The following is a 26,201-nucleotide window of genomic DNA, read 5'->3' as shown; positions in this document are numbered from 1 at the left end:
CACCTCCACCCGGTCCGCCAGGGTCGGCGCGGTGATCATCACCATGGGCAATCGCCCGGCCGAGCTGCGCGCCCTCCTCGACTCGGTCGCCAAGCAGGACGGCGACCCGGTCGAGGTGGTCGTGGTGGGCAACGGCTCGCCCGTCCCGGACGTCCCCGACGGCGTGCGGACCGTGGAGCTGCCCGAGAACCTCGGCATCCCCGGCGGGCGCAACGTCGGTATCGAGGCCTTCGGGCCCTCGGGCTCCGACGTGGACATCCTGCTCTTCCTCGACGACGACGGGCTGCTGCCGCTGACCGACACGGCCGAGCTGTGCCGCGAGGCCTTCGCCGCCGACCCGAAGCTCGGCATCATCAGCTTCCGCATCGCGGACCCGGAGACCGGCGAGACGCAGCGCCGCCACGTGCCGCGACTGCGCGCCGCCGACCCGATGCGCTCCTCGCGCGTGACGACGTTCCTGGGCGGCGCCAACGCGGTGCGCACCCGCGTCATCGCCGAGGTCGGCCCGCTGCCCGAGTCGTTCTTCTACGCCCACGAGGAGACCGACCTCGCCTGGCGGGCCCTGGACGCGGGCTGGATGATCGACTACCGCGCCGACATGGTCCTGAACCACCCGACCACCGCCCCCTCCCGGCACGCGGTCTACCACCGCATGGTCGCCCGCAACCGCGTCTGGCTCGCCCGCCGCAACCTGCCCGCGCCCCTCGTCCCCCTCTACCTGGGGGTGTGGCTGCTGCTCACACTGGCCCGCCGCCCCTCGGGGCCGGCCCTGCGGGCCTGGCTCGGCGGCTTCAAGGAGGGCTGGACGACCGGCTGCGGGCCCAGGCGCCCGATGAAGTGGCGTACGGTGTGGCGCCTGACCCGACTGGGCCGACCTCCCGTCATCTGACAAGCTCGGGTCTGAGAGCATGCGGCCGAACCCCGGCCCCAGGCCCTCGCCTCTGCCGATCAGGCTGCACTTTTGAAGACGAAAGTTCCTCTTGTGAGTGAGACAACGCATGACGGGCCGGTCGCGGTGAGCGCGGCGCCGTCGCCCGACGACGGACTCGCCCCGGCCGAGCTCGCCGCCAAGTACGGCCTGTCCGTCAGCGGTGCCCGCCCCGGCCTGTTCGAGTACGTACGGCAGCTGTGGAGCCGGCGGCACTTCATCATCGCCTTCTCCCAGGCGAAGCTGACCGCCCAGTACAGCCAGGCCAAGCTCGGCCAGGTCTGGCAGGTGGCGACACCGCTGCTGAACGCGCTCGTCTACTACCTGATCTTCGGCCTGATCCTCGGCGCCAACCGGGGCATGGAGCGGGAGGTCTACGTCCCCTTCCTGGTGACCGGGGTCTTCGTCTTCACCTTCACGCAGAGCTCGGTCATGGCCGGTGTGCGGGCGATCTCCGGCAACCTCGGCCTCGTGCGGGCCCTGCACTTCCCGCGCGCCTCGCTGCCCGTCTCCTTCGCGCTCCAGCAGCTCCAGCAGCTGCTGTTCTCGATGATCGTGCTGTTCATCGTGGCGTGCGCCTTCGGCAGCTTCCCCGGCATGCGCTGGCTGTTGATCGTCCCGGCCCTGGTGCTGCAGTTCCTCTTCAACGTGGGACTGGCCCTGATCATGGCGCGGGCCGGTGCCAAGACCCCCGACCTCGCCCAGCTCATGCCGTTCGTGATGCGTACGTGGATGTACGCGTCCGGCGTCATGTTCGCCATCCCGATCATGCTCAAGGACAAGCCGCAGTGGATCGCGGACGTCCTGCAGTGGAACCCCGCCGCCATCTACATGGACCTGATGCGCTTCGCGCTGATCGACGGCTATCCCCGCGGGTGGCTGCCGCCGCACGTCTGGGCGGTCGCCCTCGGCTGGGCCGTTCTCGTGGCCATCGGTGGCTTCATCTACTTCTGGAAGTCCGAGGAGCGGTACGGCCGTGGCTGATCTCGACAAGAAGACCGACGCGCGCATCCCGACGGTCATCGCCGACGAGTTGCACATCGTGTACCGCGTCAACGGCGCCAAGACCGGCAAGGGCAGCGCCACCTCCGCCCTGAGCCGCATACTCAAGCGCGGTGAGGAGCGCGGGGTCCGCAAGGTGCACGCCGTGCGCGGCGTCTCCTTCACCTCCTACCGCGGCGAGGCGATCGGGCTCATCGGCTCGAACGGCTCCGGCAAGTCGACGCTGCTGCGCGCCATCGCCGGACTGCTGCCCGCGGAGAAGGGCAAGGTCTACACCGACGGCCAGCCCTCGCTGCTCGGCGTGAACGCGGCGCTGATGAACGACCTGACGGGCGAGCGCAACGTCATCCTGGGCGGTCTCGCCATGGGCATGTCCCGTGAGGAGATCAAGGAGCGCTACCAGGACATCGTCGACTTCTCGGGCATCAACGAGAAGGGCGACTTCATCACCCTGCCGATGCGCACGTACTCGTCCGGCATGGCGGCGCGCCTGCGGTTCTCCATCGCGGCCGCCAAGGACCACGACGTGCTGATGATCGACGAGGCCCTGGCGACCGGCGACCGCTCCTTCCAGAAGCGCTCGGAGGCCCGCATCCGCGAGCTGCGCAAGGAGGCCGGCACGGTCTTCCTGGTGAGTCACAACAACAAGTCGATCCGGGACACCTGCGACCGCGTGCTGTGGCTGGAGCGCGGCGAGCTGCGGATGGACGGTCCGACGGCCGAGGTGCTGAAGGAGTACGAGAAGTTCACGGGCAGGTGACCCTCCACCGTCCCGGCCGCGTCATATGAGGCCCCACCGGACTCCACCGGTGGGGCCTCCGATATGACTGTATCGGCCACCTATGGGGCCGGATCCCTGGCGATCACGGTCAAGGGTGGGTCAACTTCCTTGTGCGTAAGGAATCTTGGCATCGATCGGTGTGTTGTTGTGATGTGCCGAACACCCCGCCGCGGCGGCCATCGTTGTACAACGTAAGCTGTACCGGTGCTTATTCGCGGCAAGTGGGGCGATACTGCGCGATGTCCCGGCCTGATGGGGGAGGGCCGGTCGTGCGGACGACCGGGCGGCGTGTCCGAAATAGGATGTATTGGGTCCGCAGTGTAGAACGGGAGACGTGACGGCAATGGCTACGGAAACTCTCCAGGTCCACGAGGCTTTCGCCGTCGTCCGGGACGCGGACAGCGCCCGGTGACCGCGGCGTCCCGTGAGCGCCCGGACTCCCCGCAGAGCCCGGCGACCGCCACCCTCGACAAGGCCGCCGACGAGAACTTCCCGGTCGCCCCCTTCTTCCTGCCGCGCGCCTGGCGCGACGACCTGATGGCCGTCTACGGCTTCGCCCGTCTGGTCGACGACATCGGCGACGGGGACCTCGCCCCCGGTGGCGCCGACGCCCGCCTCCTCGGCGTCTCACCCGAACGGGCCGACGACCGCCTGGCGATGCTCGACGCCTTCGAGGCGGACCTGCGCCGGGTCTTCGACGCGACCCCCCGCCACCCGCTGCTGTGCGCCCTGCAGCCCACCGTCCGGCGCCGCTCGCTCACCCCCGAGCCGTTCCTCGGCCTGATCGAGGCCAACCGCCAGGACCAGCTCGTCACCCGCTACGAGACCTACGACGACCTGCTCGCCTACTGTGAGCTGTCCGCCAACCCGGTCGGCCGCCTCGTCCTCGCCCTCACCGGCACCGCGACCCCCGAGCGCATCCGCCGCTCGGACGCGGTCTGCACGGGGCTGCAGATCGTCGAGCATCTGCAGGACGTCGCCGAGGATCTCGGCCGGGACCGCGTCTACCTGCCGGCCGAAGACATGAAACAGTTCCACGTCCAGGAGTCGGATCTCGCCGCACCGACCGCGGGCGCGTCGGTGCGCGCTCTGGTCGCGTTCGAAGCGGAACGCGCCCTCCGGCTCCTGAATGAAGGCACCTCCCTCGTGGGTAGCGTCCACGGCAGGCTGAAGCTGTTGCTGGCCGGGTTCGTGGCCGGGGGGAAGGCGGCGGTGCACGCGATCACCGCCGCTTCGTACGACGTCCTTCCTGGACCGCCCAGGCCCACCAAGCTCCAACTGCTGCGCGAGGTGGGAGCGACTCTGCGAGGAGAGGGGTGAGCAGAACCGTGGAGTTCGACCAGCAGACGCCGGCACCGGTGCTCGCCGCATACAGCTACTGCGAGACCGTCACCGGCCAACAGGCCCGCAACTTCGCCTACGGCATCCGACTGCTGCCGACCGCGAAGCGGCGCGCCATGTCGGCGGTGTACGCGTTCTCGCGCCGCGTGGACGACATCGGCGACGGCACGCTGGCACCGGAGGTGAAGGCGCAGCGGCTCGAAGAGACCCGGGCGCTGCTCGGCCGGGTCCGCGCGGGCGAGGTCGACGAGGACGACACCGATCCGGTGGCCGTCGCGCTCGCGCACGCCGCCGGCCGGTTCCCGATCCCGCTCGGCGGGCTCGACGAGCTGATCGACGGGGTCCTGATGGACCTGCGCGGCCAGACCTACGAGACCTGGGACGACCTGGCGGTGTACTGCCGGTGCGTCGCCGGTGCCATCGGGCGGGTCTCGCTGGGCGTGTTCGGGACCGAACCGGGGGCGCGCGGCGCCGACCGCGCGCCGGAGTATGCCGACACGCTCGGGCTCGCGCTCCAACTGACCAACATCCTGCGCGACGTCCGCGAGGACGCCGCCGACGGGCGCACCTACCTGCCCGCCGAGGACCTCGCCAAGTTCGGCTGCGCGGACGGGTTCAAGAGCCCGGTGATGCCGGCCGGCTCCGACTTCGAGGGGCTCGTCCACTACGAAGTGCGGCGCGCCCGCGCCCTCTTCGCCGAGGGCTACCGGCTGCTTCCGCTGCTCGACCGCCGCTCCGGCGCCTGCGTCGCCGCGATGGCCGGAATCTACCGGCGGCTGCTCGACCGTATCGAGCGCGAACCGCAGGCCGTGCTCCGCGGCCGCGTCTCGCTGCCCGGCCACGAGAAGGCGTACGTCGCCGTGCGCGGCCTGTCCGGCCTCGACGCGCGTACCGTCTCCCGGGCCGCGCTCAGGAGGCGCGCCTGATGAGCCGTCCGGTGCTCCGCGTCGGCTCCGCCGCGAAGGGGCGCGCAACCCTCCAGGGTGGCGCGGCGTCCCTGGAGGCAACGGCCTGTCGCGCGTCCGCCCCACCCGCGGCCTCCGCGGCTCCCCGCCGCACGCCGGCCGTACGCCCCCTGGGCAGCACCGAGGGAGAGGACGCATGAGCACCGGCAACACGGCACCGCAAGCGCACGACGCGGACCCCGGCACGTCCCCGCCGAGCCCCACCGCCGTGGTCGTCGGCGGCGGCCTCGCCGGGGTGACCGCGGCCCTCGCGCTCGCCGACGGCGGCCTGGACGTGACCCTCCTAGAGGGCCGGCCCCGCCTGGGCGGACTCGCCTTCTCCTTCAAGCGCGGCGACCTCACCGTCGACAACGGCCAGCACGTGTACCTGCGCTGCTGCGCCGCCTACCGGTGGTTCCTCGACCGCATCGACGCCGCCTCGCTCGCACCCGTGCAGGAACGTCTCGACGTGCCCGTCCTCGACGCGGAGCGCAACCGGCTGGGCCGGCTGCGGCGCGACGCGCTGCCCGTCCCGCTCCACCTGGCCAGGAGCCTGGCCACCTACCCGCATCTCTCGCTCGCCGAACGCGCGAGCGTCGGACGCGCCGCGCTCGCCCTCAAGGGGCTCGACCTCGACGACCCGGCCCTCGACGAACGCGACTTCGGCTCCTGGCTCGCGGAGCACGGCCAGTCGCGGCGGGCCGTCGAGGCGCTCTGGGACCTGGTGGGCGTCGCGACCCTGAACGCGGTCGCGGGGCACTCCTCGCTGGCCCTCGCTGCCATGGTGTTCAAGACCGGACTCCTCTCCGACCCCGGGGCCGCCGACATCGGCTGGGCCCGCGTGCCCCTCGGCGAACTCCACGACACCCTCGCCCGCAAAGCGCTCGACTCCGCCGGCGTGCGCACCGGACTGCGTACCCGCGTCACCTCCATCTCCCGTATGGAGAACGGACGTTGGGCCGTCGAAGTTCCCGCAGGACCGGACGGTCCGGGCCAGATCCTCAACCCGGACACCGTGGTGCTCGCCGTACCGCAGCGCGAGGCGCACGACCTGCTGCCCGACGGCGCGCTCGACGACCCCGGCCGACTGCTCGCCATCGGCACCGCGCCGATCCTGAACCTGCACGTCGTCTATGGCCGCAAGGTCCTCAAGCGTCCCTTCTTCGCCGCGCTCGGCTCCCCGGTCCAGTGGGTCTTCGACCGCACGGACGCCTCCGGGCTGACCGAGGGCCAGTACCTGGCGGTGTCGCAGTCGGCCGCGCAGGACGACATCGACGAGCCCGTCGCCGCCCTGCGCGAGCGCTACCTGCCCGAACTGGAGCGGCTGCTGCCCGCCGCGCGCGGCGCCAAGGTGCACGACTTCTTCGTCACCCGCGAGCGGACGGCGACCTTCGCCCCCACCCCCGGCGTCGGCGCCCTGCGGCCCCCGGCCCGCACCAACGCCCCCGGCCTCTACCTGGCCGGTGCGTGGACCGCCACCGGATGGCCCGCGACCATGGAGGGCGCGGTGCGCAGCGGCACCAGCGCCGCGGACGCGGCGCTGGCCGCACTCGGCCGCCCGCGCGGCCACCTTTTCCGGGAGGCGACGTGAGCAGCGCACGCACCCCGGCAGCAACGCCGACATCGGTCAAACTAGGAGAGACTGTGCCACCTGTGCCCTCGGCCGGAACGGCCGCCGACGCGGTGGACGTGACCGCGCTTCTGGAGCGCGGCCGAACCCTGGCCACGCCCGTGCTCAAAAAAGCGGTGGGCCGTCTCGCGTCCCCCATGGACACCGTCGCCGCCTACCACTTCGGCTGGATCGACGCGCAGGGCAACCCCGCCGACGGCGACGGCGGCAAGGCCGTACGCCCGGCCCTCGCCGTGCTCTCCGCGCAGGCCGCGGGCGCCGCCCCCGAGGTCGGGGTGCCCGGCGCCGTCGCGGTCGAGCTCGTCCACAACTTCTCGCTGCTCCACGACGACCTGATGGACGGCGACGAGCAGCGCCGCCACCGCGACACCGTGTGGAAGGTGCACGGGCCCGCGCAGGCCATCCTGGTCGGCGACGCCCTGTTCGCCCTCGCCAACGAGGTGCTCCTGGAGATCGCCTCGGTCGACGCGGGCCGCGCCACCCGCCGCCTGACCACCGCCAGCCGCGCCCTGATCGACGGTCAGGCGCAGGACATCTCCTACGAGCACCGCGAGCGCGTCAGTGTCGAGGAGTGCCTGGAGATGGAGGGCAACAAGACGGGCGCCCTGCTGGCCGTCGCCTCCTCCGTCGGCGCGGTCCTCGGCGGCGCCGACGACGCCACCGCCGACGCCCTGGAGACGTACGGCTACCACCTCGGCCTCGCCTTCCAGGCCGTCGACGACCTGCTGGGCATCTGGGGCGACCCCGAGGCCACCGGCAAGCAGACCTGGAGCGACCTGCGCCAGCGCAAGAAGTCGCTGCCGGTCGTCGCCGCGCTCGCCGCGGGCGGCCCGGCCTCCGAGCGGCTCGGCGAACTGCTCGCCGCGGACGCGAAGAACAGTGACTTCGACACGTTCTCCGAGGCGGAGTTCGCCGCCCGCGCCGCGCTCATCGAGGAGGCCGGCGGGCGCGAGTGGACCAGCGAGGAGGCCCGGCGCCAGCACGCCGTCGCCCTCGAAGCCCTGGACTCCGTCCAGATGCCGGACCCGGTGCGCGCCCAGTTCGCGGCGCTCGCCGACTTTGTCGTCGTACGAAAGAGATGATCACTATCGGCCGTATATGACGCGCGTCGCCGGCCGGTGTCCCGCCAGGGCATCGGCCGACGGTTACCCAGCAGAGAAGAACCACTGCACGAAGGGATAGCCATGACAGCGACGACCGACGGAAGCACCGGAGCCGTGACTCCCGAGGCGACCTCGGCCACCACTGCCCCCCTGACCGAAACGACCCCCGAGGCGGCCGGGACACCCAGCGCCGCCGGCCGAGCCATACAGCGCGCCACGGACTTCCTGCTCGCCCGGCAGGACGCCCAGGGCTGGTGGAAGGGCGATCTCGACACGAACGTGACGATGGACGCCGAGGACCTGCTGCTCCGTCAGTTCCTGGGCATCCGGGACCGGGCCACCACCGATGCCGCCGCCCTGTTCATCCGCGGGGAGCAGCGCGCGGACGGCACCTGGGCCACCTTCTACGGCGGCCCCGGCGACCTCTCCGCCACCATCGAGGCCTACGTCGCCCTGCGCCTCGCCGGGGACGCTCCCGACGACCCGCACATGGCCCGGGCCTCCGCGTGGGTCCGCGAGCGCGGCGGCATCGCCGCCAGCCGCGTCTTCACCCGGATCTGGCTGGCCCTGTTCGGCTGGTGGAAGTGGGACGACCTCCCCGAACTCCCGCCGGAACTCATCTACTTCCCCAAGTGGATGCCGCTCAACATCTACGACTTCGGCTGCTGGGCGCGGCAGACCATCGTGCCGCTCACCATCGTGTCCGCGAAGCGCCCGGTGCGGCCCGCGCCGTTCTCGCTGGACGAGCTGCACACCGACGCGCGCGACCCCAACCCGGCCAAGCCGCTCGCCCCGGTGGGAAGTTGGGACGGAGCCTTCCAGCGGCTCGACAAAATCATGCACGGCTACCGCAAGGTCGCCCTCAAGCGGTTGCGCGCCTCCGCCATCAACACCGCGGCCCGCTGGATCATCCAGCGCCAGGAGAACGACGGCTGCTGGGGAGGGATCCAGCCGCCCGCCGTCTACTCCGTGATCGCCCTGCACCTGCTCGGGTACGACCTGCGCCACCCGGTGCTCAAGGCCGGGCTGGCCTCGCTCGACCGGTTCACCGTGTGGCGCGAGGACGGGGCCCGGATGATCGAGGCCTGCCAGTCCCCGGTCTGGGACACCTGCCTGGCGACCGTCGCGCTCGCCGACGCCGGCCTGCCCGCCGACCATCCGAGCCTGATCAAGGCCGCGACGTGGATGATGGACGAGCAGGTCGACCGGCCCGGCGACTGGTCCGTGCGCCGGCCGCGCCTGGACTCCGGCGGCTGGGCGTTCGAGTTCGAGAACGACAACTACCCCGACATCGACGACACCGCCGAGGTGGTGCTCGCCCTGCGCCGCGTGGACCATCCGGACCGCCCGCGGCTGGAGAAGGCCATCGAGCGCGGGGTGCGCTGGAGCGTCGGGATGCAGTCGAAGAACGGGGCCTGGGCCGCCTTCGACGTCGACAACACCAGCCCGTTCCCCAACCGGCTGCCGTTCTGCGACTTCGGCGAGGTCATCGACCCGCCCTCCGCGGACGTCACCGGGCACGTCGTCGAGATGCTCGCCGTCGAGGGCCGGTCGAACGACCCGCGGACCCGGCGCGGCATCGAGTGGCTCCTCACCGAACAGGAGGAGAACGGCGCCTGGTTCGGCCGCTGGGGCGTCAACTACATCTACGGCACCGGCTCGGTGGTACCGGCGCTGACCGCCGCGGGGCTGCCCGTCACCCACCCGGCGATCCGGCGCGCGGTCACCTGGCTCACCTCCGTCCAGAACGAGGACGGCGGCTGGGGCGAGGACCTGCGCTCCTACCGCTACGAGGACTGGAAGGGCCACGGCGTCTCCACCGCCTCCCAGACCGCCTGGGCGCTGATGGCGCTGCTCGCGGCCGGGGAGCGGGACTCCAAGGCGGTCGAGCGGGGGATCGAGTTCCTCACCGGCACCCAGACCGAGGACGGCACCTGGGACGAGCCGTACTTCACCGGGACCGGCTTCCCCTGGGACTTCTCGATCAACTACCACCTGTACCGGCACGTCTTCCCGCTGACGGCGCTCGGCCGGTACGTGCACGGCGAGCCGTTCGCCGACTCGGCCGCCCGCGCGGCCGAGGGACGCTGATGCCGCGGGGCGGGGCGCCGCGGGACGCCACCCCGCTGCTCGTCGCCTGCGCGCTGGGCATCGAGCGGTTCGCCCTGCGCACGGGCAGCCGTGCCGGGGCCACCGCCCCGGTGACCGTGGTGCGCACGGGCATGGGCCCCCGCGCCGCCGAACGGGCCATGGCGCGCGTCCTCTCGGGCGCCGCTTTCGACGACGCCGCCGTGGTCGCCACCGGCTTCTGTGCCGGGCTCGCGCCCGGGATGCACCCCGGCGACCTCGTCGTGGCCGACCAGACCCGGGACACGCATGGGCACACCCCCTGCGCGGGCACGGATCTGCTGGTGAAAGAGCTGGTCAGAGCGGTGCCCGGCCGGACCGTGCACACCGGCCCGCTGACCGGCTCCGACCACGTGATCCGTGGTCACGAGCGCGCCGACCTCCTGGCGACCGGCGCGATCGCGGTCGACATGGAATCGGCGGCCACCCTGCGCGCGGCCACGGCGTCCGGCACGGCCGACGGACGTCCGGTTGCGGCTGTCCGAGTGGTCGTCGACGCTCCAGAACATGAACTCGTCCGGATCGGCACGTTGCGCGGTGGAGTATCGGCCTTCCGCGTCCTGCGTGCCGTCCTGCCCGCTTTTTTCGAATGGCACCGTTCTTTGCTGCTCCCTCGGAGGTGAGCCAGATGGTCATGCCGCTTCGTCAGTCCATCAAGGTTGCGACGTATCTCGCTGAACAGAAGATCCGCAGGCGGGAGAAGTTCCCGCTCATTGTCGAACTGGAGCCGCTCTTCGCCTGCAACCTGAAGTGCGAGGGCTGCGGGAAGATCCAGCACCCGGCCGGCGTGCTCAAGCAGCGCATGCCCGTCGCCCAGGCGGTGGGCGCCGTCCTGGAATCGGGCGCGCCGATGGTCTCGATCGCCGGCGGCGAGCCGCTGATGCACCCTCAGATCGATGAGATCGTGCGGCAATTGGTGGCCAAGAAGAAATACGTCTTCCTGTGCACCAATGCGATGCTGCTGCGCAAGAAAATGGAGAAGTTCACCCCCTCGCCGTTCTTCGCGTTCACCGTGCACATCGACGGCATGCGCGAGCGCCACGACGAGTCCGTCGCCAAGGAAGGCGTCTTCGACGAGGCGGTGGAGGCGATCAAGGAGGCCAAGAAGCGCGGCTTCCGGGTCACCACGAACTCGACCTTCTTCAACAACGACACCCCGCAGAACATCATCGAGGTGATGAACTACCTCAACGACGACCTCGCCGTCGACGAGATGATGATCTCGCCCGCGTACGCCTATGAGAAGGCCCCCGACCAGGAGCACTTCCTGGGTGTCACGCAGACCCGCGAACTGTTCAAGAAGGCCTTCGCGGGTGGCAACCGGCGGCGCTGGCGGCTCAACCACTCGCCCCTGTTCCTCGACTTCCTCGAGGGCAAGGTCGACTTCCCCTGCACCGCGTGGGCCATCCCGAACTACTCGCTCTTCGGCTGGCAGAAGCCCTGCTACCTGATGAGCGACGGCTACGTGCCGACGTACCGGGAGCTCATCGAGAAGACCGACTGGGAAGCGTACGGCCGCGGCAAGGACCCGCGGTGCGCCAACTGCATGGCGCACTGCGGCTACGAGCCGACCGCCGTCCTAGCCACCATGGGCTCCCTCAAGGAGTCCCTGCGCGCGATGACGGAGACCGTCGCCGGGAACCGTGGCTGACGCTGCCACGAGTTCCGCAGAGCCCGTCTCACCGGCACATTGCGAGGTGCCGGTGGGACGGGCTCCGGCGCGGCGACGCACGAGCGCCGCGCGCCGAGTCTGTGAGGTACGGACGGGAAGGGGGCTCGAGCGTGACGATGCTGGAAACCATCCGGGGGCCGCGCGACCTGAAGGCGCTGAGCGGGGAGGAGCTCGGTGAACTGGCTGGGGAGATCAGGCAGTTCCTGATCCACGCGGTCGCCAGGACCGGCGGACACCTCGGACCCAACCTGGGCGTGGTGGAACTCACCATCGCGCTCCACCGGGTCTTCGAGTCGCCCGTCGACCGGCTGGTCTGGGACACCGGCCACCAGAGCTACGTCCACAAACTGCTGACCGGACGGCAGGACTTCTCCAAGCTGCGCGGCAAGGGCGGCCTCTCCGGCTACCCCTCGCGCGAGGAGTCCGCGCACGACATCGTGGAGAACAGCCACGCCTCCACCGCCCTCGGCTGGGCCGACGGCCTCGCCAAGGCCCGGCAGGTACGGGGCGAGCGCGGCCACGTCGTCGCCGTCATCGGCGACGGCGCGCTCACCGGCGGCATGGCCTGGGAGGCGCTGAACAACATCGCGGCCGCCCGGGACCGGCCGCTGATCATCGTCGTCAACGACAACGAGCGCTCCTACGCCCCGACCATCGGCGGCCTCGCCGACCACCTCGCCGCCCTGCGCACGACCGACGGCTACGAGAAGGTGCTCGCCTGGGGCAAGGACGTCCTGCTGCGCACCCCCGTCGTCGGAACGACGGTCTACGAGTCGCTGCACGGCGCCAAGAAGGGTTTCAAGGACGCGTTCGCGCCGCAGGGCATGTTCGAGGACCTCGGCCTGAAGTACGTCGGCCCGGTCGACGGACACGACGTGGACGCCGTGGAGTCCGCGCTGCGCCGGGCCAAGCGCTTCCACGGGCCGGTCCTCGTGCACTGCCTGACCGAGAAGGGGCGCGGCTACGAACCCGCCCTCGCCGACGAGGCCGACCGCTTCCACACCGTGGGTGTGATGGACCCGCTGACGTGCGAGCCGCTCACCCCCGCCGCCGGACCGTCCTGGACGTCGGTGTTCGGCGACGAGATGGCGGCCATCGGACGCGAACGCGAGGACGTCGTCGCCCTCACCGCGGCCATGCTCCACCCGGTGGGCCTGACGAAGTTCGCGCAGGAGTTCCCGGACCGTATCTGGGACGTCGGGATCGCCGAGCAGCACGCCGCCGTCTGCGCCGCGGGCCTCGCGACCGGCGGACTCCACCCGGTCGTCGCCGTCTACGCGACCTTCCTCAACCGCGCCTTCGACCAGCTCCTGATGGACGTCGCGCTGCACAAGTGCGGTGTCACCTTCGTCCTGGACCGGGCCGGCGTCACCGGCGTCGACGGCGCCTCGCACAACGGCATGTGGGACCTGTCGGTCCTCCAGGTCGTGCCCGGCCTGCGGATCGCCGCGCCGCGCGACGCCGACCAGCTGCGGGCCCAGCTGCGGGAGGCGGTCGCGGTGGACGACGCGCCGACCCTGCTGCGCTTCCCCAAGGAGTCCGTCGGAGCGCCCCTCCCGGCCCTCGACCGGATCGGCGGCATCGACGTCCTGCACCGCTCCGAGGCGGCCCGCGTCCTGCTCGTCTCCGTCGGCGTGATGGCACCCGTCTGCCTGCGGGCCGCCGAACTCCTGGAGGCCCGCGGCATCGCCTGCACGGTGGTGGACCCGCGCTGGGTCAAACCGGTCGACCCCGGCCTCGCGCCGCTGGCGGCCCGGCACGACCTCGTCGCCGTCGTCGAGGACAACAGCCGGGCCGCGGGCGTCGGATCGGCGGTCGCGCTCGCCCTCGGCGAGGCCGAGGTCGACGTGCCCGTACGCCGGTTCGGGATCCCCGAGCAGTTCCTGGGCCACGCGAAACGGGCCGAGGTGCTCGCCGACATCGGACTGACGCCGGTGGAGATCGCGGGCCGCATCAGCACGAGCCTGAACCTGAAAGCCAGCACATCCGAGAAGGCCGGCAAGGAGAACGACGTATGAGCAAGGAGTTCGACCTCGGCAAACTGCTGGCCGAGCGCGGCGCCGAACGGTACGAGCTGCACGCCAAGTACCTCAACCACCAGCTGCCCAAGATGCTCCACACCATCGGCTTCGACCGGGTGTACGAGCGGGCCGAGGGCGCGCACTTCTGGGACGCGGAAGGCAACGACTACCTGGACATGCTCGCGGGCTTCGGCGTCATGGGTCTGGGGCGCCACCACCCGGTCGTCCGCAAGGCGCTGCACGACGTCCTGGACGCCTCGCTCGCCGACCTGACCCGGTTCGACTGCCAGCCCCTGCCCGGGCTGCTCGCCGAGAAGCTGCTGACCCACAGCCCGCACCTGGACCGGGTCTTCTTCGGCAACAGCGGGACGGAGGCGGTGGAGACCGCGCTGAAGTTCGCCCGCTACGCCACCGGCAGGCCCCGCGTCCTGTACTGCACGCACGCCTTCCACGGCCTGACCACCGGCTCGCTGTCGGTCAACGGCGAGGACGGGTTCCGCGACGGCTTCGCACCGCTGCTGCCCGACACGGCCGTACCGCTCGGTGATCTCGACGCGCTGGCCCGGGAGCTGAAGAAGGGCGACGTCGCCGGGCTGATCGTCGAGCCGATCCAGGGCAAGGGCGTACACGCGGCGCCGCCCGGCTACCTGCGGGCCGCGCAGGAGCTCCTGCACCGGCACAAGGCGCTGCTCATCGCCGACGAGGTACAGACCGGCCTCGGCCGCACCGGCGACTTCTACGCCTACCAGCACGAGGACGGTGTCGAACCGGACCTGGTCTGCGTGGCCAAGGCGCTCTCCGGCGGCTATGTGCCGGTCGGCGCGACGCTCGGCAGGGACTGGATCTTCAAGAAGGTCTACTCGTCCATGGATCGCGTCCTCGTCCACTCGGCGAGCTTCGGGGCCAACGCGCAGGCCATGGCGGCGGGACTCGCGGTCCTCACGGTGATGGAGGACGAGGAGACCGTCGCGCACGCCCGCGTCATGGGAGAGCTGCTCGCGGCGCGCCTCACCGCGCTCATCGACCGCTACGAGCTGCTCAGCGACGTCCGGGGCCGCGGCCTGATGATCGGCATCGAGTTCGGCCGCCCCACGTCCCTGAAACTGCGCAGCCGCTGGACCATGCTGCAGGCCGCGCGCAAGGGGCTGTTCGCACAGATGGTGGTCGTGCCGCTGCTGCAGAAGCACCGCATCCTCACCCAGGTCTCCGGCGACCACCTGGAGGTGATCAAGCTGATTCCGCCGCTGGTGGTGGACGAGGCCGACGTGGAGCGGTTCGTGGAGGCGTTCACGGCCGTGATGGACGAGGCGCACAGCGGGGGCGGGCTGATGTGGGACTTCGGCAAGACCCTGATCAAGCAGGCGGTGGCGAACCGCTGACGGGACACCCGCCCGGTTTGCCTCTGAGGCAAGAAAATTGCCTGGCAGACAGGGCTCTGGTGTGATCGCACCATGAGCCCTGCCCTCCCGGAGGAGGCTCCGGTCCCCCCGGAGCTGCCCACCGTCGCTCCCCAGCTGCGCGCCCTGCGCCGCCGCGCCGCGCTCACCCTCGAAGCCGCGGCGCGCTCCGCCGGCCTGTCGCCGGCGCATCTGTCGCGCCTGGAGACGGGACAGCGCCAGCCGTCGCTGCCGATGCTGCTCGCCCTCGCGCGTATCTACGGTACGACCGTCTCCGAACTGCTGGGCGAGACCCCCGCCGACCGGGACGCCGTGGTCAGGTCCCGCGCCATGGAGGCGACCGAGGCCGGCGGCTGGACGTACTACCAGGCGGGCTCCCCGGGCCGCGGCATGCAGGCGCTGCGGGTCCACGTGCCGTACGGCTCGCAGGGCGACATCGTCCGCGTCCACCCCGGCGAGGAGTGGCTCTACGTCCTCGAAGGGCGGCTACGGCTGCGCCTGGGGGACACGTCCTACCAGCTCGACCCCGGGGACAGCGCGCACTTCGACTCGCTCACCCCGCACCGGATCGCCGCCGCGGACGGGGACGGGGCCGAGCTGCTCTTCGTCCACACCTTGTTGCAGAGCCCGATCGCCGCGCTGTGTCTCGGCCCGGCGGCCGGCCCCGTCCGGGAGGTCTGAATCATGAGCGACGCCACCGAGCCCACCCCGGAGGAGCGGCCCGCCCGGCGGGACATCGAGGACAAGCTGCCGCGCGGCATCTGGGTGCGGGTCCTCGTGTACGTCTTCGCGGGGCACGCGCTCGCGGCCTTCATCTACATGCTCTTCACCCTGGGGGGCGGCCAGTAGCCCGCCGTCAGTCGAGGAGGCGCTCGCGCAGCCGGTCGCGGTCGGCCGCGCCGAACCGCAGGCCCTCCTCGAAGTAGCGGTCCACGGTTCCCCAGGTCTGTGCGATGGTCTCGAAGGCGGCGTGCAGATAGCTCGCACGCGCGTCGAAGAGGGGGCTGAGCAGCTCCATGACCTCGGGGGCGTAGGCGTCGCCCGAGGTGGAGGTGCGGCGCACCTTGTAGCGGCGGTGCGTGGCGTTCGACGCCAGGTAGTCCGCCTCGATGGCGTCGCGCTCCACGCCGACGGCGAGCAGCGTCACCGCGATCGACAGGCCCGCGCGGTCCTTGCCGGCCGCGCAGTGCATGAGGGCGGGCGTGCTGTCCTCGGCGAGCGCGTGCAGGACGCGGCTGTGCTCCGCGGTGCGCCGCGAGATGATCGCGCGGTACGACGTGATCATGCGGTTCGCCGCGCGGCCCTGGGAGAGCAGGGCGCGCAGCTGGTCTATGTCACCGTCGCGGACCATCTGCCAGAACTCGGCGCCGTCCGCCGGGTCGGTCAGCGGCAGGTTCACGTTGCGCGTCCCGGGCAGGGCGACGTCGGCGCCCTCCAGGCGCTGGTCGGCGGCGTTGCGGAAGTCGAAGACCGTGTGCAGGCCGAGCCCCGCGAGGAACGCGGCGTCCTCGGCGGTGGCGTGGGCGAGGTGGCCGCTGCGGAAGAGCACACCCGGGCGCACGCGCCGGCCGTCCACGGTCGGCAGACCGCCCACGTCACGGAAGTTGCGCACTCCGGACAGCTCGGGCTCGGTGGACGGGACGTGCTGCGTCACAGGGGGCTCCTCGCGATCGGGTCACCGGCGTTCCTCGCCGGCGAACGCGGTCCTGACGATACGACATGAGTTCCCGAGGCAACCTTCTGTCCGTTTCGGACCTTTTATTAATAACCATCCATAAATAAAAGGGCATTGGGTGGTTCGCGTGAGCAGGCTCATAACCGTGACGGCCCGTAGCGGCCGTCCCGAATTCTCGCGGCGGAAATTCCCGGAAGGTAAGGGCTGGGCAAAGCGCCGTTATCCACGCAGGGTGACACGGCGAACTCCCGGACGATCAAGAAAGCAACCCCGCCGGTGAATTCGGCGCTTGTCGCCGTCTTGTCGACCGGCTTACTGTCGCCCTTCCATCCGGACGGAACGCCTAATCCTGCCGCCGCCCGGATTCCCACCATGACGACCCGTGACGGCAGGAACGGGGGACCCACAGGCAGGACGCCGCCGGGAATTCCCCATGCGGCTAGGGGTGAAGCCGAATCCGTCCGCGGGTCCGGCCGGGCAGCTCCAGCCCGAACCCGACAGCTCACCTCGTAGGCGACGGAGAGGAAAAGCGCCATGCCCGCCAAGGGAAAGCACCGCCGTTCCACGACCCAGCGCCTCACCCGCGCCGCCGCCGTCGCCTCGGCCGGCGGGGCCGCGCTCGCCCTGCCGCTGATCGGCGCCACCGGCGCCCACGCGGCGACCGGCGACGCCGCCCCGGCCGCCACGACGTACACGGTCAAGGCCGGTGACACGCTCGCGAAGATCGCCGCCGCGCAGCACGTCGACGGCGGCTGGCAGAAGCTGTACGAGGCCAACAAGAAGGTCGTCGGCGCCGACGCGGGCCTCATCAAGCCCGGCCAGCAGCTCACGCTCGAGGGCGCGGCCCCGGCTGCCGCCACCACGACGAGCACCGCCACCGCCGACTACGTGAAGCCGGTCGACGGACCCGTCGGCACGGCGTACCACGCCTCCGGCTCCTCGTGGTCCAGCGGCTACCACACCGGCACCGACTTCGTGGTCTCCACCGGTACCGCCGTCAAGGCCGTCGGCGCCGGCACCGTCGTCTCCGCCGGCTGGGACGGCAGCTACGGCAACGAGGTCGTCATCAAGCACGCCGACGGCGACTACTCGCAGTACGCCCACCTGTCCTCGATCGGCGTCTCGGCCGGGCAGACCGTCACCGCCGGCCAGCAGATCGGCCTCTCCGGGGCCACCGGCAACGTCACCGGACCGCACCTGCACTTCGAGATCCGCACCTCGCCGCAGTACGGCTCCGACATCGACCCGCTGACGTACCTGCGCGACCACGGCGTCACCCTCTGAGCCACGCGCGATCCTTGCGGCGCCCGGGGTTATTCCCCGGGCGCCGCGTGCGTTTTCTCACCCCACGTCAACCCCTGGTTACGTTGGCGTAGGTCACACGCCGAGGTGAAAGATGTGTGGTCGTGGCAAACGAATCGAGATCACTCGGCAGCGGCACGATTCGGTCCTACGCGGCGGTGGGGGACAGCTTCACCGAAGGCGTCGGGGACCCCGGACCCGACGGCAGTTACGTAGGCTGGGCGGACCGGCTCGCCGTCCTCCTGGACGATCGCGTCGCCGAGGACACCTTCCAGTACGCGAACCTCGCCGTGCGCGGCAAACTCATCGACCAGATCGTCGCCGACCAGGTCCCGCGGGCCGTCGAACTCGCCCCCGACCTGGTGACCCTGGTCGCCGGCGGCAACGACATCATCCGGCCCGGCACCGACCCGGACGACGTGGCCGAACGGTTCGAGAAGGCCGTCGCGCGGCTCGCCGAGGCCTGCGGCACCGTCATGGTGGCCACCGGCTTCGACACCCGCGACGTGGCCGTGCTCAAGCACCTGCGCGGCAAGATCGCCACGTACAACATGCATGTGCGCGCCATCGCCGACCGGTACGGCTGCCCCGTGCTCGACCTGTGGTCCCTGCGCTCCGTCCAGGACCGCCGGGCCTGGGACGAGGACCGGCTCCACCTCTCCGCCGAGGGGCACACCCGGGTCGCCCTGCGCGCGGCGCAGGCGCTCGGCATCGAGGTCCCCGCCGACCCGGAGCAGGCCTGGCCGCTGCTGCCGCCGCGCGGCACGTTCGCGGTGCGGCGCGACGACATCCACTGGGCGCGCGAGTTCCTGGTGCCGTGGATCGGGCGGCGGCTGCGCGGCGAGTCCTCCGGGGACCGCGTGATGGCCAAGGGGTTCGTGGACCCGCACCTGATCAAGCTGCACCTGGAGTCCGCGTCCTGAACCACGTGGCGCCGTAGCGCCGGTCCGGTCTCCTCTCTCCTCCAAGTGGCGCGCACAGCCGTTCCAAAGCGCTCATCGAGGTGACCGGGCGGAGTGGCGTCACCCGCCGGGCCGGGCGCGGGTGCTGGGATGTCGGCTGCCCGCCGCGTCGGCGGGCCCGACCGGGAAGGACCCCGCTCCCATGCCTGTACGTCCCCGCCACCGCGCCGCACTCGTCGGCGCTCTGCTCGCCCTCACCCTGCCGGCGCTTCCGGCCGCCGCCGCCCAGGGGGCACCGCACACCGCCCCCGCCGCCGCCTCCGCGCCCCGGCCCGCGACCCTGACCGTGACCGGCGAGGGCCGGGCCAGTACGGCGCCGGACATGGCGACCGTCACCGCGGGCGTCGAGGCGAACGGGCCCACCGCGAAGGCCGCCCTGGCCACCCAGAGCCGGACCGCGGACGCGCTGCTCGCGGCCGTGCGCAAGGCGGGCGTCGCCGAGCGGGACATCCGCACGGAGAACCTCTCGGCCTCCGCCGTCTACGAGAGCGGTCCGGAGCCGGGCGCGGCCACGCGCGTCGCCGGGTACCGGGCCACCCAGTCGTTCTCCGTCAAGGTCCGCCACCTCGAGCGGACCGGTGAGGTCATCCAGGCGATGGCCGACGCGGCGGGCGACGACGTCCGGATCGACTCCGTCGTCTTCGACGTCGCCGACCCGAGCCGGCTGCGCTCCGCTGCCCGGGCGGCCGCGCACGCCGACGCCCATGAGAAGGCCGTCCAGTACGCCAAGGTGAGCGGGCACAAGCTCGGCCGCCTGGTCTCGCTCGAGGAGAGCCCGAACGGCAGGCCGCGCCCGGTGGCGGTCCCCGCCGCGGCCTTCGCCGATACCGCGCAGAAGGTCCCGGTGGCGGCCGGCGAGATCGAGGACGAGGTCACCGTGACGGCGGTGTACGAGCTGAACTGAGGCCGGGCCCGGGCCGGGCGCTGGGTGCGGGGGCGGTGCGGGCCGCTGCCGGAGGGGCGGCACATAATGGGACTCTGATCGATCAACGGGAGGCGCTGTGCCACGTTCCTTGAGTCCCGGTCTGCGCTCGTTGCAGCCTGCCGCGTTCGGCGCCGAGGCCACCGGCGCGCGGCTGGAGCGGATCCGCAGGTCGCCGAATTTCGCCGACGGACAGTTCCAGAACCCCCTCGGAGCCCGCACCCGGCCCGACGGCTCCATGCTCGACCTCGCCAAGGTGTACTTCCGCAAGGAGGAGCGGGCCCGCCGCGCTCCCACGGGCACCGTCCCGGTCCACGCCACGACCCTCGCGGACCTGTCGAAGCCGTCCGCGAGCGGTCTGCGCATCACCTGGATGGGGCACTCCAGCGTGCTGGCGGAGATCGACGGGGTCCGGGTGCTCTTCGACCCGGTCTGGGGCGAGCGCTGCTCCCCGTTCGCCTTCGCCGGACCCCGGCGGCTGCACCCCGCGCCGCTGCCCCTCGCGGCGCTCGGCCCGGTCGACGTGGTCGTCATCTCGCACGACCACTACGACCATCTCGACCTGCCCACCATCAAGGCGCTCGCCGGTACGGACACCGTCTTCGCCGTGCCGCTCGGCGTCGGCGCGCACCTGGAGCACTGGGGAGTGCCGGCCGACCGGCTGCGCGAGCTGGACTGGCAGGAGTCGGCCGAGGTCGGCGCGGTGACGCTCACGGCGACGCCCGCCCGCCACTTCTGCGGCCGCGGTCTGCGCAACCCGCAGCACACCCTCTGGGCGTCCTGGGCCGTCACCGGGCCGGAGCACCGCATCTACCACAGCGGTGACACCGGGTACTTCCAGGGTTTCCGGGACATCGGCGCGCAGCACGGCCCGTTCGACGTGACCATGATCCAGGTCGGCGCGTACGCGGAGTTCTGGCCCGACATCCACATGACACCGCAGGAGGGGCTGCGCGCCCACCTCGACCTCCAGGGCGGCGAGCCGCACGGCGTGCTGCTGCCGATCCACTGGGGCACGTTCAACCTGGCGCCGCACGCGTGGGCGGAGCCGGGGGAGTGGATGCGGGACGTGGCCGAGGAGGCGAGCCAGGCGGCGGCCTTCCCGCGCCCGGGCGAGCCCTTCGAACCGGCGGGGCCGCTGCCGGACGAGCCGTGGTGGCGCCCGGTCTCCCACCCCCTCACCCACCCGTGGCGCCGCCCCCGGATCGTCGAGGACGGGGCCGGGGCCGGGACGAGCAAGGGAGAGCTTGATCTTGCGGGCGAGCGCTGAGGCCGGCCCCGTGATCTGAGTCCCCTGAAGTGCCCTGCCGCCGCTGCACGAGCGGCGGTTCAGGGACAGGACTCCTCGGACTTCACCGCGGTGAGCGTGACCGGCTGCCCGTGGAGGGCCGCGCCCGCCGCCGGGTTCTGGGTGCGCACCTTCCAGTTCGACTCGACCAGTACCCAGCGGTCGTCCGGCAGGGCGTCCCGCACCGTGAGGGAGGCGCCGGACTCCAGGGCGGAACGCACGGCCTTCACGGACCTGCCGCCGAAGTCCGGCATGGTGTCACCGGTCGCCGTCGCGGGCTTCTCGTCCTTCGCCGGGCAGTCCTCCTCCAGCTTCACCGCTCCGAAGTCGAAGTCGGTGCCGGTCGACCTGGAGGTGCCGGCCTTCACGTTCTGACTGCACACCTTCCAGTTCCGGTCGAACGCCTGCATGCGCTCGCGACACAGCGCGTCGTGCGAAGCGAGCCCGAAGAAACCAGTTTTCTGCGCCTTGTCCTGTGCCGACTGCAGGCCCATGCCCACGAAGTCGGGGACGGTCGCCTTCTTCGGCGCGTCCGCGGCCGGCTCGGCGTCGTCGGCCGGTTCGGCCGCTTCGTGCCGCGCGGGCTCGGCTGCGGCGGTCTTCGTCACCGTGACGGTGGGCTGGGGTGCGGCCGTGGCGGCGGCGCGGCCCGGGAAGCGGCGCGCTGAACTGCGGCGCGCCAGCGGCATCTGACGGTATGACATGCGACCGCCGAGGGCCACCCGGGTGGGAAGGGCGGTCGCGCGGGCGCGTAATCAGTCACCTGTTCGGTGGCTCATACCAGAGCGGGACGTCGGCCGCCGGAGTTCGGCAACTGCCCGACGCACATACGGCGATGCCGACTACCGTGAGTGCTCGCCGTGCGACGCCCGGTCGATCTCCGCTGTGCCGCCCTGCGCTTCCGCCCACCCCGAGAGAACCGAGGACGAGGACGCCGTATGTCTCAGCTCCGCCAGCCGGCCGCCCGCGCAGACCGCCGCGAAGGCGGGCGGCACGGCAGGCCGACGGGGCGGTCCGCGCCGCGTCCCGCCGAGACCCACATACGGCCTCAGCTGCTGCGCCTGGCCGTCCTGCCGCCCGTGGCCGTGGCGCTCAGCGCCTGCGCGGCCGTGCTGTTCACCGTGCGCTCCACCGGGGCGCGGCCCGGCCCCGCCCTGTGGGGCGTGCTCACCGGGGCCTGCTGCGTCACCCTCGCCGGCATCGTCATCGCGGCCGTCGCCGCCGACCGCGCCGCCGCCACCGTCCGCGACCGGGTTCTCGGCCTGCGCCGCACCACCGCCCGCGGCCAGGCCGAACTGCGGGGTCTCGTCGAGCAGTTGCGCAAGGGCGAAGGGCCACCGCCGCGCCGTGCCCCCAAGGCGCTCGCGCCCGGCGCCGACGAGTTCGACCGGCTCGCCGCCGACCTGACGCGGGCCCAGGACGCCGCCGTCACGGCCGTCGTCCAGGCCACCCAGCTCTCCGGCCAGGCGGGCAGCCACCAGAAGGTCGAGGTCTTCGTCAACCTCGCCCGCCGCCTGCAGTCCCTGGTCCACCGCGAGATCTCCCTCCTCGACGACCTGGAGAACGACGTCGAGGACCCCGACCTGCTCAAGGGCCTCTTCCACGTCGACCACCTCGCCACCCGCATCCGCCGGCACGCCGAGAACCTCGCGGTGCTCGGCGGCGCCGTCTCGCGGCGGCAGTGGAGCCACCCCGTCTCCATGACCGAGGTGATGCGCTCTGCCATCGCCGAGGTCGAGCAGTACGCGCGGGTCAAGCTCGTCCCGCCGATCGAGGGCACCCTGCGCGGGCACGCCGTCGCCGACTGCATCCATCTGCTCGCCGAACTCGTCGAGAACGCCACCGTGTTCTCCGCCCCGCACACCCAAGTGCTGCTCCGCGCCGACCTGGTGACCTCCGGCCTCGCCATCGAGGTCGAGGACCGCGGCCTCGGGATGCCGGTGACCGAACAGAACCGGATGAACGCGCTGCTCGCCGACCCCGACCAGGTCAACGTGGACAGCCTGCTCCAGGACGGCCGCATCGGCCTGTTCGTCGTGTCGCAGCTCGCCCGGCGGCACGGCATCACCGTACGGCTGCGGACCAACATCTACGGCGGCGTCCAAGCCGTTCTCGTGCTGCCGCAGGCGCTGCTCGGCGCGGACCAGAGCGAGCAGGTGCCCCGGGTGCGCCGGGCCGCCGCGGCGGCGACCGCGGACAGCGTGCTGCCACCCGGGGCCGCCGCCGCGCACGGGCGCAGCGCGCTCCCGCACCCGGGCGAGGCCACACCCCCCGCGGCCCTCCCCGCGACGCCCGCTGCCCCGGCCCCGCTGCACGGAGGCATCACCGGGGTCCCGCGCCCCCGCACCGAACCGGCCCACCGGGCACCATCCCCCCAGGAACCGGCCCACCCGGGAGCGGCCCGCACGGATGCGTCCGGCGCGGACACGTCTCGTACGGATGCGCCTCGCACGGACATGACTCGCACGGCGCAGGCCCGTACCGAGCGGGCCGGCGCGGATCAGCTCCGTACCGGACCGTCCCCGCAGCTGCGGCTCCACCAGCCGCCCGGTGCCGCGCCCCTGCCCCAGCGCCACCCGGGCAACTCGCGGCCCACCCCCGCCGACGCCGTGCCCGGCATCCGCCCCGAGGACCGGCAGAGCGCGGCCGAGCACCAGGCGGCCCCGCACGGCACATCGCACGGCACGGTGCGCGGCACCATGGAGCGGCCCCGGCTGCCCCGGCGCCGGGCCCAGGAACATCTCGCCCCGCAACTGCGCGGCGGCCCCGCGCCCCGGCAGGACGACGAGCCGCCGGTCGGTCACGACCCCGGGCTCATGGCCGCCTTCCAGCGCGGCATCACGCTCGCCGAAGCGGCCGAACGCACCGACGAGGCCGCACCGCGCGAGCTGCCCGGGACGCCGGGGCCCGGGGGCGGCGAGAGCGGCAGCGCCGGATGACGGCTGCCCGGGCGCGTCCGCACCGCGCGGCGATACCCGGCGGGCCCCGCCCCGCCGCGGCCCGTCCCCCCGACCAGCACCACACCGAGCAGTCCACCAAGGAGTCGATCCCCATGGCGAGCAATGTGCCGACGGGTCATGTGTCCGATCTCGACTGGCTGATGAGCGGCCTGGTCCAGCGCGTCCCCCACACGAACAGTGCCGTGCTGCTGTCCTGCGACGGCCTCGTCAAGTCCGTGCACGGGCTCGACGCCGACAGCGCCGACCACATGGCGGCCCTCGCCTCCGGTCTCTACTCGCTCGGCCGCAGCGCCGGGGTGCGCTTCGGTGACGGCGGCGACGTACGGCAGGTGGTGGTGGAACTCGACTCCACCCTGCTGTTCGTCTCGACCGCGGGCTCCGGCACCTGTCTCGCCGTCCTCGCCGGACGCGACGCCGACGCCGCCGTGCTCGGCTACGAGATGGCGATGCTCGTCAAGAGCGTGCGCCCCTACTTGGTGACCGCGCCCCGCCAGCCCTCGGCCGAGCCCACGGCGATGAGGAATTGAGGGTGTCGGCGCCGCAGGAGGGGCCCTGGCTCGACGGCGCGGCGGGCCGGCTCGTCCGTCCGTACACGATCAGCGACGGGCGCACCCGCCCCAGTACGTCGCTGGATCTGCTCTCCCTGGTGATGGCCACGGGGACGACCCCCCTCGGCTACCTCGGTCCGGAGCACGGCCAGGCGCTCGAACTGTGCGCGCACCCCATGTCGGTCGCGGAGCTCGCCGGGCATCTCGCGCTCCCCGCGGCCGTCACCAAGGTTCTCCTGTCCGACCTCGTCGACTGCGGGGCCCTCACCACCAAGCCCCCCACGTTCCACGACAACCCCACTGACCGGTCCCTACTGGAGGCAGTGCTCGATGGACTACGACGACAGCTCTGACCCCTTCCCCACCGCACTGAAGATCCTGGTGGCGGGCGGGTTCGGGGTCGGCAAGACGACGTTCGTCGGTGCGGTCAGCGAGATCGCCCCGCTCAGCACCGAAGAGCTGCTCACCACCGTCAGCGCCGCGACCGACAACCTCGACGGCATCGAGAACAAGGTCGAGACGACCGTCGCCATGGACTTCGGCCGCATCACCCTCGACCCCGAACACGTGCTGTACCTCTTCGGCACCCCGGGCCAGGAGCGGTTCTGGTTCATGTGGGACGAGCTGTCCGAGGGCGCCCTCGGCGCGGTGATCCTCGCCGACACCCGCCGCCTGGAGGACTGCTTCGCCGCCGTCGACTTCTTCGAGGAGCGCGGCATGGGGTTCATCGTGGCCGTCAACGAGTTCGACGGCGGCTACCGCTACGAACCGGAGGAGGTGCGGGCCGCCATCGACCTCGACCCCCAGGTGCCCGTGGTCCGCTGCGACGCGCGCATCTCCAGCTCCGGCATCCAGACCCTGCTCACCCTCGTCCGGCATCTGCTGGCGCACGCCGCCCCGGCGGCCTCCGGGTTCGGGGCCCACACATGACGGACGCCCGCCCGGGAGCGGACGGATGACGTACGACGCGACCGGACGGCTGCTGCTGACCCCCGTCGACCGGGAGGCCCCCGCGCGGGGCCGCCGGCTGCGCGCCCTCGGTCTGGGGCTGCGTCCGGAACGGGCCTTCGACCTGTTCGCCGCCCGGCTCGCCCACGTGACCGGCGCTCCCTACGCCATGGTCAACTTCATCGACGAGAACCGGCAGTTCTTCGCGGGGCTGCACACACCTGACGGCGCCCACCACGGCGGCGACCTCGGCGCGGCGGCCGCCGGCGCCGGCACGGGGGCCCGCTACCTGGCGCGCGACCACGGGTACTGCCCCCATGTAGTGGTGCGGCGCAAGGCACTCGTCCTGGAAGACGTCTGCGACTACCCGCGGTTCGCGGGCAACCCGGTGGTCGACGAGATAGGAATCCGCTCCTACCTGGGCGCACCCCTGCTCGACGACCGGACAGGTCTGGCCCTCGGCACCGTGTGCGTGGTGGACACGGCGCCACGCCCCTGGGGGAGAGCCGGGCTCGCCACCATCAAGGCCTCGGCCGGAGAGCTGATGGACGTGGTGCGCGGGCGCCCGCCGGTGTGACCACGGGCCCGGCCGCCTGTAGGAAAGCTGCGACGCCGCTTAAGAAATCCTCGATGGACCGCGGGCGCCGTAG

At 72.1% G+C, this 26,201-nt stretch carries 25 protein-coding genes and 1 riboswitch; of the genes, 23 read left to right on the top strand and 2 right to left on the bottom strand.

The genetic code is table 11. The annotated features are described in order from the left end of the window. Nucleotides 1-43: 43 nt before the first annotated feature. The 14 genes from ABZY33_RS03130 to ABZY33_RS03065 all read left to right on the top strand — a co-directional run bounded on the left by ABZY33_RS03130 (nucleotide 44) and on the right by ABZY33_RS03065 (nucleotide 15,795). Nucleotides 44-889: a glycosyltransferase gene (locus ABZY33_RS03130; RefSeq protein WP_356489783.1), complete on the top strand. Its 846-nt coding sequence runs from the start codon at nucleotides 44-46 to the stop codon at nucleotides 887-889. A gap of 93 nt (nucleotides 890-982) precedes the next feature. Next, nucleotides 983-1,912: an ABC transporter permease gene (locus tag ABZY33_RS03125; RefSeq protein WP_356489699.1), complete on the top strand. Its 930-nt coding sequence runs from the start codon at nucleotides 983-985 to the stop codon at nucleotides 1,910-1,912. Then, the gene (locus ABZY33_RS03120; protein WP_356489698.1) at nucleotides 1,905-2,690 is read left to right on the top strand and encodes an ABC transporter ATP-binding protein; all 786 of its coding nucleotides are present in this window, start codon (nucleotides 1,905-1,907) and stop codon (nucleotides 2,688-2,690) included. The genes ABZY33_RS03125 and ABZY33_RS03120 overlap by 8 nt, the downstream gene beginning before the upstream one ends. A 429-nt stretch (nucleotides 2,691-3,119) precedes the next feature. Then, on the top strand, nucleotides 3,120-4,031 hold the full coding sequence (gene hpnC, locus ABZY33_RS03115) for a squalene synthase HpnC (RefSeq protein WP_356489697.1): 912 nt from the start codon (nucleotides 3,120-3,122) through the stop codon (nucleotides 4,029-4,031). Continuing rightward, on the top strand, nucleotides 4,028-4,978 hold the full coding sequence (gene hpnD, locus ABZY33_RS03110; protein WP_356489696.1) for a presqualene diphosphate synthase HpnD: 951 nt from the start codon (nucleotides 4,028-4,030) through the stop codon (nucleotides 4,976-4,978). Before hpnC ends, hpnD begins: the two co-directional genes overlap by 4 nt. A gap of 175 nt (nucleotides 4,979-5,153) precedes the next feature. After that, the gene (gene hpnE / locus ABZY33_RS03105; RefSeq protein WP_356489695.1) at nucleotides 5,154-6,587 is read left to right on the top strand and encodes a hydroxysqualene dehydroxylase HpnE; all 1,434 of its coding nucleotides are present in this window, start codon (nucleotides 5,154-5,156) and stop codon (nucleotides 6,585-6,587) included. A gap of 62 nt (nucleotides 6,588-6,649) precedes the next feature. Continuing rightward, nucleotides 6,650-7,708, top strand: coding sequence for a polyprenyl synthetase family protein (locus ABZY33_RS03100; protein ID WP_356489782.1), 1,059 nt, complete (start codon nucleotides 6,650-6,652; stop codon nucleotides 7,706-7,708). Between the two features lie 102 nt (nucleotides 7,709-7,810). Further along, nucleotides 7,811-9,820, top strand: a complete 2,010-nt coding sequence (gene shc, locus ABZY33_RS03095; protein WP_356489694.1) for a squalene--hopene cyclase — start codon at nucleotides 7,811-7,813, stop codon at nucleotides 9,818-9,820. Beyond that, on the top strand, nucleotides 9,820-10,479 hold the full coding sequence (locus ABZY33_RS03090) for a 1-hydroxy-2-methyl-2-butenyl 4-diphosphate reductase (protein WP_356489693.1): 660 nt from the start codon (nucleotides 9,820-9,822) through the stop codon (nucleotides 10,477-10,479). Before shc ends, ABZY33_RS03090 begins: the two co-directional genes overlap by 1 nt. Nucleotides 10,480-10,484: 5 nt before the next feature. Then, nucleotides 10,485-11,507, top strand: coding sequence for an adenosyl-hopene transferase HpnH (hpnH, locus tag ABZY33_RS03085; protein WP_356489692.1), 1,023 nt, complete (start codon nucleotides 10,485-10,487; stop codon nucleotides 11,505-11,507). Nucleotides 11,508-11,638: 131 nt separating this feature from the next. After that, a complete protein-coding gene (gene dxs, locus ABZY33_RS03080) occupies nucleotides 11,639-13,546 on the top strand; it encodes a 1-deoxy-D-xylulose-5-phosphate synthase (RefSeq protein WP_356489691.1) in 1,908 nt (635 codons plus the stop codon). Further along, nucleotides 13,543-14,928, top strand: a complete 1,386-nt coding sequence (locus ABZY33_RS03075) for an aspartate aminotransferase family protein (protein WP_356489690.1) — start codon at nucleotides 13,543-13,545, stop codon at nucleotides 14,926-14,928. The genes dxs and ABZY33_RS03075 overlap by 4 nt, the downstream gene beginning before the upstream one ends. 72 nt (nucleotides 14,929-15,000) lie before the next feature. Continuing rightward, nucleotides 15,001-15,627 (top strand): XRE family transcriptional regulator, encoded by a 627-nt coding sequence (locus ABZY33_RS03070; protein WP_356489689.1) that lies wholly within the window; start codon nucleotides 15,001-15,003, stop codon nucleotides 15,625-15,627. A 3-nt stretch (nucleotides 15,628-15,630) separates the two neighbouring features. After that, entirely contained in the window at nucleotides 15,631-15,795 is a 165-nt protein-coding gene (locus ABZY33_RS03065; RefSeq protein ID WP_356489688.1) for a DUF6126 family protein, read from the top strand. A gap of 7 nt (nucleotides 15,796-15,802) precedes the next feature. Here the strand turns inward: ABZY33_RS03065 and ABZY33_RS03060 are convergent, their stop codons facing one another. Next, a complete protein-coding gene (locus tag ABZY33_RS03060) occupies nucleotides 15,803-16,600 on the bottom strand; it encodes a tyrosine-protein phosphatase (RefSeq protein WP_356489687.1) in 798 nt (265 codons plus the stop codon). Nucleotides 16,601-16,984: 384 nt separating this feature from the next. Further along, nucleotides 16,985-17,150: riboswitch (cyclic di-AMP (ydaO/yuaA leader) on the top strand. A gap of 5 nt (nucleotides 17,151-17,155) precedes the next feature. Between ABZY33_RS03060 and ABZY33_RS03055 the strand changes: the two genes are divergently transcribed. From ABZY33_RS03055 to ABZY33_RS03040, 4 genes are all read left to right on the top strand, one after another. Next, nucleotides 17,156-17,905 carry a LysM peptidoglycan-binding domain-containing M23 family metallopeptidase gene (locus tag ABZY33_RS03055; RefSeq protein ID WP_356489686.1) on the top strand — a complete coding sequence of 250 codons (750 nt, stop codon included), beginning with the start codon at nucleotides 17,156-17,158 and terminating at the stop codon, nucleotides 17,903-17,905. 122 nt (nucleotides 17,906-18,027) lie between these two features. Then, nucleotides 18,028-18,846 (top strand): SGNH/GDSL hydrolase family protein, encoded by an 819-nt coding sequence (locus ABZY33_RS03050; protein ID WP_356489685.1) that lies wholly within the window; start codon nucleotides 18,028-18,030, stop codon nucleotides 18,844-18,846. A gap of 181 nt (nucleotides 18,847-19,027) precedes the next feature. After that, entirely contained in the window at nucleotides 19,028-19,789 is a 762-nt protein-coding gene (locus tag ABZY33_RS03045) for an SIMPL domain-containing protein (RefSeq protein WP_356489684.1), read from the top strand. A gap of 97 nt (nucleotides 19,790-19,886) precedes the next feature. Next, nucleotides 19,887-21,077, top strand: coding sequence for an MBL fold metallo-hydrolase (locus ABZY33_RS03040; RefSeq protein ID WP_356489683.1), 1,191 nt, complete (start codon nucleotides 19,887-19,889; stop codon nucleotides 21,075-21,077). A 59-nt stretch (nucleotides 21,078-21,136) separates the two neighbouring features. Here the strand turns inward: ABZY33_RS03040 and ABZY33_RS03035 are convergent, their stop codons facing one another. Next, nucleotides 21,137-21,799 carry a hypothetical protein gene (locus tag ABZY33_RS03035; RefSeq protein ID WP_356489682.1) on the bottom strand — a complete coding sequence of 221 codons (663 nt, stop codon included), beginning with the start codon at nucleotides 21,797-21,799 and terminating at the stop codon, nucleotides 21,137-21,139. Nucleotides 21,800-22,033: 234 nt separating this feature from the next. On the opposite strand from ABZY33_RS03035, the gene ABZY33_RS03030 reads away from it, so the two are divergent. From ABZY33_RS03030 to ABZY33_RS03010, 5 genes are all read left to right on the top strand, one after another. Beyond that, complete coding sequence (locus ABZY33_RS03030) at nucleotides 22,034-24,034, top strand: ATP-binding protein (protein WP_356489681.1); 2,001 nt, start codon at nucleotides 22,034-22,036, stop codon at nucleotides 24,032-24,034. Between the two features lie 113 nt (nucleotides 24,035-24,147). After that, the gene (locus tag ABZY33_RS03025) at nucleotides 24,148-24,582 is read left to right on the top strand and encodes a roadblock/LC7 domain-containing protein (RefSeq protein ID WP_356489781.1); all 435 of its coding nucleotides are present in this window, start codon (nucleotides 24,148-24,150) and stop codon (nucleotides 24,580-24,582) included. Between the two features lie 2 nt (nucleotides 24,583-24,584). Further along, nucleotides 24,585-24,956 (top strand): DUF742 domain-containing protein, encoded by a 372-nt coding sequence (locus tag ABZY33_RS03020; protein ID WP_356489680.1) that lies wholly within the window; start codon nucleotides 24,585-24,587, stop codon nucleotides 24,954-24,956. Beyond that, a complete protein-coding gene (locus ABZY33_RS03015; protein WP_356489679.1) occupies nucleotides 24,934-25,533 on the top strand; it encodes an ATP/GTP-binding protein in 600 nt (199 codons plus the stop codon). Before ABZY33_RS03020 ends, ABZY33_RS03015 begins: the two co-directional genes overlap by 23 nt. Nucleotides 25,534-25,558: 25 nt before the next feature. After that, nucleotides 25,559-26,128 carry a GAF domain-containing protein gene (locus ABZY33_RS03010; protein ID WP_356489678.1) on the top strand — a complete coding sequence of 190 codons (570 nt, stop codon included), beginning with the start codon at nucleotides 25,559-25,561 and terminating at the stop codon, nucleotides 26,126-26,128. Nucleotides 26,129-26,201: the final 73 nt, after the last annotated feature.

The sequence above is a fragment of the Streptomyces sp. NPDC006552 genome (assembly GCF_040611655.1).
In the GTDB taxonomy this organism is placed as follows: domain Bacteria; phylum Actinomycetota; class Actinomycetes; order Streptomycetales; family Streptomycetaceae; genus Streptomyces.
This window is presented reverse-complemented; position numbering and strand designations above follow the sequence as displayed.